The sequence below is a fragment of the Rheinheimera aquimaris genome (assembly GCF_020531985.1).
GTDB classification, from domain to species: domain Bacteria; phylum Pseudomonadota; class Gammaproteobacteria; order Enterobacterales; family Alteromonadaceae; genus Alishewanella; species Alishewanella aquimaris.
This window is the reverse complement of the sequence record NZ_JAJAVQ010000001.1, coordinates 421,852-434,172: the sequence shown is the minus strand read 5'-3', so window position 1 is coordinate 434,172 and position 12,321 is coordinate 421,852. Positions and strand designations below refer to the sequence as shown.

At 47.9% G+C, this 12,321-nt stretch carries 14 protein-coding genes; 12 read left to right on the top strand and 2 right to left on the bottom strand.

Annotated elements, in window-relative coordinates:
* The first annotated feature begins 15 nt into the window (after positions 1 to 15).
* The 12 genes from LHL18_RS01975 to LHL18_RS01920 all read left to right on the top strand — a co-directional run bounded on the left by LHL18_RS01975 (position 16) and on the right by LHL18_RS01920 (position 9,803).
* Positions 16 to 855, top strand: a complete 840-nt coding sequence (locus LHL18_RS01975) for a transporter substrate-binding domain-containing protein (protein WP_226765551.1) — start codon at positions 16 to 18, stop codon at positions 853 to 855.
* A gap of 28 nt (positions 856 to 883) precedes the next feature.
* Entirely contained in the window at positions 884 to 1,516 is a 633-nt protein-coding gene (locus LHL18_RS01970) for a LysE family translocator (RefSeq protein WP_226765550.1), read from the top strand.
* Between the two features lie 11 nt (positions 1,517 to 1,527).
* Complete coding sequence (locus LHL18_RS01965; protein ID WP_134054516.1) at positions 1,528 to 1,866, top strand: rhodanese-like domain-containing protein; 339 nt, start codon at positions 1,528 to 1,530, stop codon at positions 1,864 to 1,866.
* Positions 1,853 to 2,380 carry a hypothetical protein gene (locus LHL18_RS01960; protein WP_134054518.1) on the top strand — a complete coding sequence of 176 codons (528 nt, stop codon included), beginning with the start codon at positions 1,853 to 1,855 and terminating at the stop codon, positions 2,378 to 2,380. The genes LHL18_RS01965 and LHL18_RS01960 overlap by 14 nt, the downstream gene beginning before the upstream one ends.
* On the top strand, positions 2,380 to 2,754 hold the full coding sequence (locus LHL18_RS01955) for a hypothetical protein (protein ID WP_226765549.1): 375 nt from the start codon (positions 2,380 to 2,382) through the stop codon (positions 2,752 to 2,754). The genes LHL18_RS01960 and LHL18_RS01955 overlap by 1 nt, the downstream gene beginning before the upstream one ends.
* Before the next feature lie 11 nt (positions 2,755 to 2,765).
* Positions 2,766 to 3,935, top strand: coding sequence for an elongation factor P maturation arginine rhamnosyltransferase EarP (earP, locus tag LHL18_RS01950; protein ID WP_226765548.1), 1,170 nt, complete (start codon positions 2,766 to 2,768; stop codon positions 3,933 to 3,935).
* A gap of 19 nt (positions 3,936 to 3,954) precedes the next feature.
* Complete coding sequence (gene efp, locus LHL18_RS01945; protein ID WP_425542609.1) at positions 3,955 to 4,515, top strand: elongation factor P; 561 nt, start codon at positions 3,955 to 3,957, stop codon at positions 4,513 to 4,515.
* Between the two features lie 343 nt (positions 4,516 to 4,858).
* Positions 4,859 to 7,393 carry a pectinesterase family protein gene (locus LHL18_RS01940; protein WP_226765547.1) on the top strand — a complete coding sequence of 845 codons (2,535 nt, stop codon included), beginning with the start codon at positions 4,859 to 4,861 and terminating at the stop codon, positions 7,391 to 7,393.
* A 56-nt stretch (positions 7,394 to 7,449) separates the two neighbouring features.
* The gene (locus tag LHL18_RS01935) at positions 7,450 to 8,010 is read left to right on the top strand and encodes a sugar O-acetyltransferase (RefSeq protein WP_226765546.1); all 561 of its coding nucleotides are present in this window, start codon (positions 7,450 to 7,452) and stop codon (positions 8,008 to 8,010) included.
* Positions 8,011 to 8,044: 34 nt separating this feature from the next.
* Positions 8,045 to 8,557, top strand: a complete 513-nt coding sequence (locus tag LHL18_RS01930; protein WP_226765545.1) for a GNAT family N-acetyltransferase — start codon at positions 8,045 to 8,047, stop codon at positions 8,555 to 8,557.
* Positions 8,558 to 8,663: 106 nt separating this feature from the next.
* Positions 8,664 to 8,978 carry a DUF2845 domain-containing protein gene (locus LHL18_RS01925; RefSeq protein ID WP_226765544.1) on the top strand — a complete coding sequence of 105 codons (315 nt, stop codon included), beginning with the start codon at positions 8,664 to 8,666 and terminating at the stop codon, positions 8,976 to 8,978.
* A gap of 12 nt (positions 8,979 to 8,990) precedes the next feature.
* A complete protein-coding gene (locus tag LHL18_RS01920; RefSeq protein WP_226765543.1) occupies positions 8,991 to 9,803 on the top strand; it encodes a hypothetical protein in 813 nt (270 codons plus the stop codon).
* 24 nt (positions 9,804 to 9,827) lie between these two features.
* Here the strand turns inward: LHL18_RS01920 and LHL18_RS01915 are convergent, their stop codons facing one another.
* Both LHL18_RS01915 and LHL18_RS01910 read right to left on the bottom strand, forming a co-directional pair.
* The gene (locus LHL18_RS01915; protein ID WP_226765542.1) at positions 9,828 to 10,493 is read right to left on the bottom strand and encodes an exonuclease domain-containing protein; all 666 of its coding nucleotides are present in this window, start codon (positions 10,491 to 10,493) and stop codon (positions 9,828 to 9,830) included.
* Positions 10,493 to 12,316 carry a DUF294 nucleotidyltransferase-like domain-containing protein gene (locus LHL18_RS01910; protein WP_226765541.1) on the bottom strand — a complete coding sequence of 608 codons (1,824 nt, stop codon included), beginning with the start codon at positions 12,314 to 12,316 and terminating at the stop codon, positions 10,493 to 10,495. The genes LHL18_RS01915 and LHL18_RS01910 overlap by 1 nt, the downstream gene beginning before the upstream one ends.
* Positions 12,317 to 12,321 lie beyond the last annotated feature (5 nt).

Sequence of the window (12,321 nt, the reverse complement as noted above, 5' to 3'; positions counted from 1 at the left end):
ATAGGGTGATGCAAAGTGAAACCCTTGCTTTGGCTGTTTTTTTGTCTGTTTGGTATAGTGTGCCACGCTGAAATAGTTCGTTATCCTGCGGTGGCTGATGTAGAGGATTATCGTTCGGTCTATCCGTTAGCTCTGCTGGAGCTGGCGTTGGCTCATTCCGGGCGTGAATATCAGTTGCAAAGCTCGGCTGAGCGTATGTCTAAATCCCGCAGTATGATGTTTCTGAAAGAGCAATCTGAATTGGATATATTGTGGACCATGACGTCAGTAGAGCGGGAGCTGGATTTGCTGCCGATCCGGATCCCAATCTTTAAGGGCCTGAGTGGCTATCGCGTGATGTTGATAAAACAAGATCAGCAAACTAAATTTGCTCGCAATGTCAGTGCGGCTCAGATTAAAAAACTGCTGTATGCCCAGGGGCATGACTGGATAGACAGCAAAATACTGACGCTGAATGGCTTCTCGGTCATAGGGGCGACGCACTACGACAACTTGTTTTCGATGCTGGAAAAAGGGCGGGTAGATGCCGTACCACGCAATGCCCTGGAAATTGCCGAAGAAGCGCTGGTTTTTGCTGCGCGAAACATAGTCATTGAGAGTAACTGGGTGATTTATTACCCAACCGCAAGCTACTTTTTTGTTAACCCTGCGAATAAGAAATTGGCTAAAGATCTGGAAACTGGCCTGAGAAAAACGATCGCAGATGGTAGTTTTGAGCAACTGTTCCAGCAGTTTTTTTCTGCTCATCTGAGTGAACTTAGGCTAAAAGAGCGCAATATGATTCGCCTTCATAACCCATTGTTACCCGCAGAAACGCCTGTTAATGAGCCACAGCTTTGGTATCATCAGCAGTAGACAACGGATACTTTGCAGTGGGACTTATATGGATTTGTTTTTAGCTGTACTGTTTTTTGCATTTTCGACCACGATTACGCCCGGTCCTAACAACGTTATGATTATGTCTTCCGGCATGAATTACGGTATTCGTGCCAGCCTGCCTCATTTGGCAGGGATCTGCCTCGGTTTTCCGTTAATGGTGTTGTTGGTTGGACTTGGCTTTGGCGTCGTATTTGAACGTTACCCGAATTTACATCAACTTATCAAAGTGTTGGGGATTACCTATCTTATCTGGTTGGCGTGGCATATTGCTGTCGCTGAACCCAAGTCGATAGCTCAAGGTAAAAGCAAACCGTTCAGCTTTATACAAGCCGCTTTATTTCAGTGGGTAAATGGCAAAGCCTGGGTAATGGCCAGCGGTGCGGTGGCAGCATTTACCAGCGTAGGTGGTATCTACTGGATTGAAGTCAGTGTGATTAGCGCTGCTTTTCTGCTGGTGGCATTTCCCTGTGTCGGTTTGTGGCTGGTATGCGGCTCGGCGCTGCGTAAGATCCTGACCCAGCCGCTGTTTCAGCGTATTTTTAATATCACCATGGCCATTATACTGGTGCTGTCGATAGTGCCTGTGCTGATGGAAGTATGGCAGTTTTATTTTATGGCGGGCGGTGACAGTCAGTAGCGGAGGTAGTAATGAAAGCCTTTTTTGTTAGTGTGTTATTGTTGTTGTGTTGCTATAGCAATGCACAGGAAATAACTTCAGACACCGTCTGGCTGGATGTACGCAGTCAGGAAGAATTTGCCAGCGGACATTTGCCTGGCGCGATAAATATCCCGCATACAGAAATTGCTGCGGCAATTAACGAGCTGCAACTGGATAAAAGTGCGCCTATAGCGCTTTACTGCAAAAGCGGCCGGCGGGCGGGTTTGGCGTTAGAGATATTACAGCAGCAGGGGTACACTAATCTTACCAACAAAGGTGGCTATGAGCAGCTGAAACAACAGCTTGCCAGTGATAATGAACGCAAGTGAAGAAAAAATAGCGCTGGAACATGAAGCAGCCCGTTTATTTATGCGGTTGTATGAAAAGCGTTTCGGGATCAGTATGCGGCATATCTGGCACAACGAGCCAGCCAGGCCTGATGTGTCATGTTACTACGATGAGCAGAAGCTGGATCTCGAAATTGCACATTTGTATGGCAGTGAAGTAGAGGCAATGCATATTCTCGGCCGCGCGCTCACGGACAATACTCATAAGGAACTACTGTCATTACTGCGTACACCGCCGCAGCACCGTTTGTTGACAGCGCTAAACCGTCTTATCAGCAATAAAGCTGAGAAAACCTATAACACAGACCGTGTCTGGCTGGTGATCCGCAATGCAAACCCATTGTGGACCAGGCGCGATATTTTAAGCCACTATCAGCAACTGCATATGCCGGCACAGCATCCGTTTGAGCAAATCTGGTTGATAGGTGACATGCACGGTAACAGCGGTATTCTGGCGTTGTACCCGCCAGCGTTGACTGCTCTGGAGCAAGGCTAATGCTGAGGTTTTATCAGCGCTGGGCTTACCGGCTTTATCCGCTCAGAACACTTATTTTAATCATATTTGTCGCCGCCACACTTAGTTTCGGCTGGATGCTATTTGCTGCACCAGTGGCAGTAGCAGAGCAGTGGCAGCTAAGTGTTGTGTTGCTGGCCGTTACCTGCCTGCTACTGTGGTTATGGGCTACGCTGTTTAGCCGGCAGTTGCCAAGTGTAGAGGTGGCAACAGGCTTTGCCGAAAAATTGAAGCTGAGGTTGCAGTATGGAATTTACTACCTACTGGCGCTTTTGGTGACGCTGATGCTACTGGCGACAGCCTATCTTGGCCTTCGTGCGTTAAAAGGTATAATAGCCGCCTTATTTTTCGGCTGAACCTCGCTTTTATGTCTGTATCGTCATCCCGCTGGGATATTTTCTGTGCTGTTATCGATAACTTTGGTGATATTGGTATTTGCTGGCGTTTAAGCCGGCAGCTAGCCAGCGAGCACGGCGTAAATGTGCGTTTGTGGGTGGATGATTTAGCCAGCTTTCAGCGCATTTGCCCGCAGATCAACGTCGATGAAATGCAACAAACAGTCGCAGGGGTTAACATTATGCTTTGGTCAGCACGTACGAGCTGGGCAGAATATAGCGTTGCTGATGTTGTTATTGAAGCACTGGCCTGCAGTATTCCTATGCCGTACCAACAGCAAATGGCAAAGCATGATGTGAAACCTTTATGGTTGAACCTGGAATATCTGTCAGCTGAAGACTGGGTGGAGGGATGTCATGGTCTGCCATCGCCACAACCACACTTACCGCTTGATAAATACTTTTTTTTTCCGGGATTTACCGCTGCAACCGGCGGTTTGTTGCAAGAAACTGCACTGCAGCAGCATGCACAAAGTTTCTCTGCTGATACTGTTGCTCAACAGCAGTTCTGGCAGCAGCTTGATATCAAAGATCCCAGCTATTATGCGCAGAAAATTTCACTTTTTGCCTATGACCACCCACAACTCAGTACCTTAGTTAATTGCTGGCGGCAATCTGGGCAGACTATATTGTGTCTGGTGCCGGAGGGGGCATTAGCAACCCAGCTAAGCGGGCTTTACCCGCAGCTTAGCATCAGCCGCGAGCTGGTCATTGATGCATTGACGATAAAAATACTACCGTTTATGCCACAGGACGATTACGACAAGTTGCTCTGGGCTTGTGACATAAATTTTGTTCGTGGCGAAGACTCCATTATCCGGGCTCACTGGGCCGGTAAACCTTTTATATGGCAGATCTATCGCCAACAGCAGCAAGCCCATCTGGAAAAGCTCAACGCTTTTATGTTGCGATACTGCGCACAGATGCCAGTCGATACGTGTGAAGCGGTTCAGCAGTTTTGGTTACAATGGAATACCGATGGTCTGTTAGATAAAAGCTGGCAGAAATTTAGTGCAAATCTGGTGCAAATCGCCGAATATAACCGCCTTTGGCGCGTAGCGTTGACGGCAAACGGAGATCTTGCCAGCAACCTCGTGCACTTTGTTGAAAAAAAATTTATAATGCGACGCAATTTTTCCTAAACGAGAAGATATTTCAGTCATGATGAAGACAGCTCAAGAAGTGCGTGCTGGCCAGGTGATTATGGTTGGCAACGACGCAATGGTTATCCTGAAGGCAGAATTTAACAAATCTGGCCGTAACGCGGCCGTTGTAAAAATGAAAATGAAAAACCTGCTGAACGGCCAGGGCATGGAAACCGTGTACCGCGCTGACGACAAGTTCGAACAGGTAATGCTGGAAACTAAAGAAGTAACTTATTCTTACTTTGCTGATCCAATGTATGTCTTTATGGATCAGGAGTATAACCAGTATGAAATCGAAGCTGAGTCTATGGAAGGTGCGTTAAAGTACTTAGTAGACGGTATGGAATGTTCAGTAGTGTTCTACGGCGAGCGTCCAATCTCTGTTGACCTGCCGACTATCGTTGTTCGCACGGTAACGTATACTGAACCGGCTGCCCGAGGCGATACCTCAGGTAAAGTGATGAAACCAGCGAAAATCGAAACTGGTTTTGAGCTGATGGTTCCAGCTTTCGTTGAAGAAGGCGACAAGATCGAAATCGATACCCGTACCGACGAGTACCGTAGCCGCGCCAAGTAATATTGGTTGCATTGAGAAAAGGCGCTGAGGCGCCTTTTTTATTGGTTTTGACTCACTTACGTTAGTTGCGAGTAATTTTCACTTTGTTCACTGTGCGCAAGTTAAGCAGCCAGGGACGTTTGATACTATTGTACTTATTTACAACAGATCCCAGGCAATCCTAACTTAGCGTTGATTATAGGATTGATATCGTTTATAACCATATGCCACCGGTAGCATATGGCGGGTTATATGCTGTAAAACAGATGCTGTTGACACCGCTAACGATAACAAAAACACCTGGGTGGTTCTCTTTATTTTCGCCTGCAACGCTTTTTAAATATTGCTATACACTGGGGAACTCATGGTATTTCAACAGTCTTTTTTACAACACATCATTGGCCGCGCCGCGTTGAGCTGGCTTATATTAGGCGCACTTGGCGCGCAGCTGCCTGCCTCTGCAGCAACGTCAGCATTAGCGCATTATTTTCCCCGCTATCAGTGTGCGGACAACCCCAAAGCGATGTTTTGCCAGTCATTTGAACACAATGCACAGGGCCTGAATTTTCTGGCTGCAAAGAATGCTGCGCCGGGCATGGCCAATGGCCGTTTAGTATTGAACCCTGAGCGCCAGACACTAGGTTATAAAGCGGCGCGCACCGGTGGTCATCTGTTCACGATAGACTCCAAGCAGTTAAACGGCTTCAGTACGGATGATTTTTATTATGAAGCCCTTATACGGCCATACGCCAACAGCACAACCGATCGTGAAACGCTGTATCTGACGTTAAAAGATCAGCAGTCAGAACGCTACTTTGCTGCTGGCTTTAAGGTGGGCAGCAGTGTATTCACATCAAAGCTTGAGCTGGCCATTTTGCCTGGTTCGCAAACGCAGGCAAGCCAAGTTCAGGTGCTTTCAGATCTCGCGATGCCTTTAGTGCTGGGCGCGCAGGACGATATCGATGGTCAATGGTATTTGCTGCGGATACAGCGCCGCGGCGATGCATTATCACTTTATCTGAACGGGCAGGAAGTTGCATCTGCTGTTATTCCGGCCGGCACTGTGTTAATACCGGCAGGGGTGTGGAGTTATAACCGTTCATTTGAATTGGACTACCTGGCGGTGGGGCACGCTAAACCGGCTGAGCTGAATATCAACCTGCACCAGCTGGAGAATCAGCTGTTGACCGGCTACCAGTACGAAGAGAGCAGCGTTATTCCCTGGCAGGTAGATGCTGGCGATGCTGCAGATATTGAAGTAATTAATCTGACACCTGAGTTATTTACTCTGCAACAAGGTGTGCAGCAATTTACCCTGCAGTATCTGCAGCCTGGGCAGGGTGCAGTGTTATTACAAAGCAAACATCAGCCGCATCGCTTTAAGCAGCTCAATATACAGGTGCTGCCCGCGTTGGCATTTCCTGCTAAAACCGACAGCTCCCAGATTGCTGCACTGTGGCCGACTCCTGAGAGCAGCGTAAGTGCCGATACGCTGCTTCGGCTTACACTCGCGCAGGATTTCAGCCTTAGTGAACATGGTGCTGTTCGGCTGTACCAGCTGCAAGCAGGTGGTACAAAGACACTGGTCGATGAAATCAAAGCCGGTATAGAGATGGATGCGTTTGGCAGTAGCAGCGCCAATAAATACCGTTCTATCCGTCGTCCGATGATTTGGCAGGATGGTAAAACCCTGCTAATAAAACCGCACAGCGGTAAGCTCGAAGCCGGTAAAACCTATCAGGTTCAGGTATCAGCCGGCTTGCTGCAGTTTACCCGTGATACAAAAACCTTTAATGGTATCGGCCACGATGCAGGGTGGCGCTTTCGGATAAAGCCGCTTCCTGAAGCAAAACCAGAGATATGGGTGGCAAAAGATGGCAGTGGTGACTTCCTTAGCATTCAAGGCGCACTGAATTTTGTCATGGATCAGGTTGGCACCAAAGTGCAGAGTGTAAAAATTGCTGCCGGTGTGTATCAGGAGCCGTTATATCTGTATGGTGTCGAGCAGCTTAACATCGAAGGCGAAGGTGCAGATGAGTCGCAAATCACGTTTACCAATTATGAGTCGTTAAACAGTGGTTTAGGGCTGGGCTATGGCAAACTTGCCGGACATAGCGGTGGTGGGCGTAGCCTTTTTATGGTTGAAGATGTTGGTCTGCTGGTGCTGAAAAAGCTGAGCATTACCAATTTGCACCAACGGCGGGAAGGCGTGCGCAACCAGGCCGAAAGCCTGTATTTTAACAGTACAGGTAAACTGCTGGTGGTTAATAGCCACTTTACCAGCGAACAGGATACGCTGATGCTAAAAGGCACATCTTACTTTTACCGCAGTCTGATTGCCGGAAACGTGGATTTTATCTGGGGACAAAATTATCTTAGCCTGTTTGAGCAGAACGAGATCCGCTCGTTGGGTAACTCAGTAAAAGATCCAAAGTCAGAGTATGCCGAAGGCAGCTACATCCTGCAGGCTCGTACTGTTAGTGAGGATGCGCCAGGCTTTATATTTATCAATAACCGTTTTACCAGCTACCCGGGGCCTACGGGCAACCGGATCCGGCCCGGCAGTACCTTTATTGCCCGAAGTGCCGGCCGGCCCGTCTACATTGACAATGTATTGATGATTAATAACCAGTTTGACAATCATATTGCCGCGCAGGGCTGGGCTGGGCCACTTAATCATGAGCCGTTACCCAACCCCGTCCAGGCTGGTACAACTCAGGGGTGGCGGGAATACGGTTCAACCGATTTACAAGGTAACAAGCTTGATACCAGTGCCCGTAAATATGGCCGGGTACTAAAGGCAGAGGAGCTGCCTTTTTCTGATGTAGCGGATGTTATGCGGCAGTATTGGCCTGATTTTAAGCCGGAACTTATGTTAGAGAAAGAGTCGAAGCATTAAGTTTCTTGATATCATATTGTTTTGATACCGCTATCAGGCTAACAGAAGATATTACAATGCCAACAGAAAAAGAAAAAATGCTCTCCGGCCAGTGGTATAACCCGCTGGATCAAGAGCTCAGCGCTGAGCGTCTGGCGGCGCGCAGGTTGCAGCACCAGTTTAACCAAAGCCTGCCAGATGACGAAGCACAGCGCAGGGCGCTGTTGCAGCAATGGTTACCCAACACCGGTAAGCATTTCTATGTTGAGCCGCCATTTTACTGCGATTATGGCTACAACATAAAAACAGGTAGCAAGGTGTTTTTTAACTTTAACTGCGTGGTATTGGATGTTGCGCCGGTATTCATCGGCAACAATGTGTTCTTTGGGCCAGCAGTGCAAATTTACACTGTGAATCACCCGCTAGAGGCTAAAGCGCGTAATAGCTTAGTTGAGCAGGCAAAGCCAATCACAATAGCAGATGATGTTTGGATAGGTGGTGGCGCTGTACTGTTACCAGGTATCACTATAGGCAAAGGTAGTGTTATTGCTGCAGGTAGCGTGGTGACGAAAGATATACCCGCAGGTGTTGTGGCGGGTGGCAACCCTTGCCGGATTATTAAGCCTGTATCTGGCTAGCTGTTTGATAGCGTAAATAAAGTAAGTGTAAGTGATGTCGATAAATATTCGTTTGATCAACAAGAAGGATCTCAGCGCTGTGGTAGCAATTCAGGATAGCTGCTACGACGATGAGTTGTTTGAAGATGCAAGCCTTATTCAAAGACGGTTAGCGTCACAGCCTGACAGTTGTTGGTTGGCAGAAAATCACAGCAAAGAGGTACTGGCATACCTGTTCAGTTACCCGTCACGCGATAAGCAGGTTGCTGCGCTTGGTAGCGAGTTCCCGCGTTACACAGAAGCTGAACTGCTGTATTTGCATGATATGGCCGTAGGCCAGAATGCCAGAAGCCTTGGCTTGGCTTCCCGTTTATTAGGTTATGCTGAGCAACATGCAGTGGCGTTGGGGTTTAGCCGGCTGGCATTGGTAGCCGTGCAGGGTTCGGTACCTTATTGGCAAAAGCACGGTTTTGTTGTCGTTAACCTCAGCTCCCCTGAAGCGGCAAAGGCACTGGCCAGTTATAGCGGCCAGAATGCAATGTATATGCAGAAATCTCTGGCAAGATGACGCCGCCCTTGTAATGTAAATTAATTGAAAATATAGTTTGTGTATGTTGTTTTATTGAGTGCCATATCATTATACTCAGTGCTCTTTAGGTACAGGAAGTATTACGATGAAATGGTTTTTGATGACAGTGGCAGCTTTGACATTTTCAATTCAGGCTACGACATGTGGTTTCCGGCTGGATGATGGTAAGTTACTACGCTGTGGCATGAAACGTATTGATGTCATTGCTCTGGCGGGAGAGCCTGTTTCAAAAGATGTAGATACGTTAGGTGTTGATACTGGTGAGCCGGTCAAAGGTGAAACAATAGAAACCTGGTCTTATCGTCTGCAAGCCGATATTGGTGGTGAATACCTGGTGTCTCTTACGCTCAAAGCCGGCAAGGTGGTTGCAATTAATAGCAAACAGCTTGAGCGGATCTAGCAGATATTGGCTATGTTCATCTATCTTAAACGCGTAACCTTTGGGTTTATATGTTTTACCATGACGGCTTGCGGCGGCGGTAATTCGTCGGATAAACAAACGGATATCATCACTGCACCTGTGGTTTCTTTGCCAACCGCAGAGCCTCAGTTAGCGATCCCGGATAACCGGTATGCTGACAGTTACAATGTGCTGCTAGTTGGTAACAGTCATGTCAGAGCAAACAACTTGTCCGGGATGTTGAAAATGTTACTGCAGACAGGTAGCAATAAAGCGATGAGGGTGCAGGTGGCGCCCGGCGGCAGTTATCTTGACGAGCGTTTGAGTGATAGTACGACTGTTAACACAATACAGTCTGTAAATTGGAATTACATTATTCTGCAAGGGCAGAAGTACTCAACCTCAGGGCAGTATTCTTACCCGACAGAGGCAACTGAATACTGGGCTGCTCTTAGTAAAACCTACCATGCGACACCGATTTTGTTTCCTGAACATCCAAGACAGGGGAATGCAGACGAAGGAAGCCGGGTATATGCACTGCATCTTGGTATTGCAGAGCAAGAGCCAGCTTGTGTCGCGCCGCTAGGGCCCGCCTGGGACAATGCTCGAGTGACTTTGCCACAAGTAGCTTTGTATTCCGATGGCAACCATGCGTCCCTTGCAGGAACATTACTGACAGCATTGCTGTTTTACCAGATTATCAGTGGTGAAAACGCCGACGAGTTACCATATTTGCCAACGCTCTCTTTATCTGAATCACTGCAGTCTGAATTGGGGCAGCTGGCGTCGGCGACTTTACAGCGGTATGGCGCCTGTGAGTATTAAGTTGTTACTTGGGTGAGGCATGACTTAGCGTGATAGCAAATACAAATCACTTAACGTCATTTTGTTGCCGCCAAGTTTCAATTGGCTTAACAGCAATAATGCACAGCTGTAAGCATCTTCTAATGCATGATGATTTGTCATTTCCGGTAAATTATGCCGTTTAAGGCAGCTGGGTAATTTCAGCGCATCATGTTTTACTACTTTTCCTTGGCGCAACAACCGCTGCCATTCCATTTTCATGGTATCGATGAACTTAAAACGCGGTGCTTTCCCGAAACAACGTTCGCAAGCGATACGAAGAAATTGCTCGTCTAACTGACTGTGATGGGCGACAAATACAAATCCGGCATAGTCGGTCAGTAACTCCGTCAGTACCTGAGATAGCTCTTTACCGTTTGCCAGTTGATGATCATGCAAACCGTGGTAAACCGCGCTTTGTCCGACACTGACGGGGCTGCAGATCAGGTAGTGCCGGGCCTCAGATAGCACAATTTCTTCTGCTTTTACCGGTACCCAACCAATACTGACTATATGGTCTTTGCGTGGGTTAAGGCCGGTAAGCTCTAAATCCAGCGCTAAAAAGTCTGTCTGTTGAACCGGAGTAGAAGAGGCGGGGAAAGCTGTTCTGCTAAACCGGGTAACAATTTCGCTTAATGTCGTACGTTTACGCAATAACCAATTGAAAATCATTACATATCCCGGCAAAAACGATGTTTGAGACGGCTTTGCGCTTCATTGATAACGGCAAAGCCATCTTTTAACTGGTGCCGTGCCAGGCCGGAGACATCCATAGGGTCGAGCAGGTTCGTCACATCATGACCTTGCTGCAGATCCTGCAAATGTTTTTCCCAACGCAACTGGGCTAACAGATCAAATGCATCGATAATATTCTGACTGTCTTTGCTGTCAATGACACCTTGTGTTGCCAGCTGTTGTAAACGCCTGCGGGTATTAACATCATTAATACCTGCAGATAGTGCATATACTCTGGCAAGATCGGTCAGTAAACTGATGCCACGTTTCTTCAAATCAAGACCTTTCTTATGTTTACCGTCCTGCTCCAGAATAAAATTCTTGAATAACCCCAGTGGGGCCGTGCGTTGCAGTGCAGCCTGTGCCAGATGATACAAGAATAGTGGCGCTTCTGATGTACGTTGCAAGATATCCTGTTGCAGGGCATTGAAAAGCCCTTTGCTGCCATCAATGACTCTGAGATCAAAAAATATACTGGCTTTGAGCAATGCTTCCGGTGTGGGGGTCGCAATCCAGCGTGCAAAACGGCCGGACCAACCTTTCAAACTCAGCCGTAACTCAGGGTTGGTTGCCATAATATTGCCCGGACACAGCGGGATACCGCAGCGGGCTAAACCCTGGCAGACAAAATCTGCCAATGCACAGAAGTAATCTGCCACTGCGCCGCTTGGCTCTTTCTCCAGCAGCAAAGCATTGTCCTGATCAGCGTTTAAGCTCTGGTCCATTCGGGCCTGAGAGCCAAATGCCAGCCAGCTGAATACACATGGGGCTTCGCCCAGTTGCTGCTGCGCCAGATAGATAAGACGCTGCGTAAGGGCATCGGTAATAGTGGTAATGACATGGCCGGCTTCATGTGCAGGTACCTGTTGTTTATGCAAGGTGATGGCTAAAGCCGGCAGTTGCTGACTGCAGCGCTCCAGGCCGTCAATTGACGCTTGGCGGTGTATTTCGCCAATCAGATACACCGGATGATCCTGCTGGCTCCGCATAATATCGGTAGCACTCAACATGCCGTAACAGACGCCTTGCTCCATTACCGGCAAGTGATGGATGTTGTACTGGCTCATTTGCTGTACGGCTTCGTATAAAAAGGCATGGCGATCAATTACGTGAGGTTGGCGCGTCATGATCTGGCCGACTTGAGTGCTGGCCGTCAAGGCATGAGCAAGGACCCGGTGGCGTAAATCTCTATCAGTGACAATGCCGACCAGTTTGTCTTGCTCTTCTACCAGCAATGAAGATACGCGGCTATCTGACATCTGCCGGGCGGCATCCTGTACTGTTTGTTCCGGTCGGATGGTAACTTTACGCTGTTGTACTATATCACTAATTTTTAACGTGAAACGGCCTTGCTGGCGTTCTTGATACTGGTGCAGGCGGCGGCTGAATAAACGTTGGAAGAAAATATCAATATTTTTATATTGGTAGCGGCAGCGGTGAAAAGCCTCAGCGTTAAGGTAATACAGCAAAGCATCTTCATCACAAACCAGGGTGTCATTGTCAGTAAGGCCGGTTAATAACTGTTGGTAGCCATAAAAATCACCTGACTGTAATTTGGTCAGGAGCTGTTGCTGATCGCTATAAAGTGAAAAAATACCGGTACGGATAATCATCAAACGTTCTGGCTGCACTGACACTTTTTCCCGGGCCTGGCAGTAACATACTTTGATATGAGCAGACAGCTGCGCCAGTTCCATGCTGTTAAGCTGGTCAAACGGTGTAGTCTGCGCCAGAAATTGAGTAACGTCAGCGACTTCCATCTTAG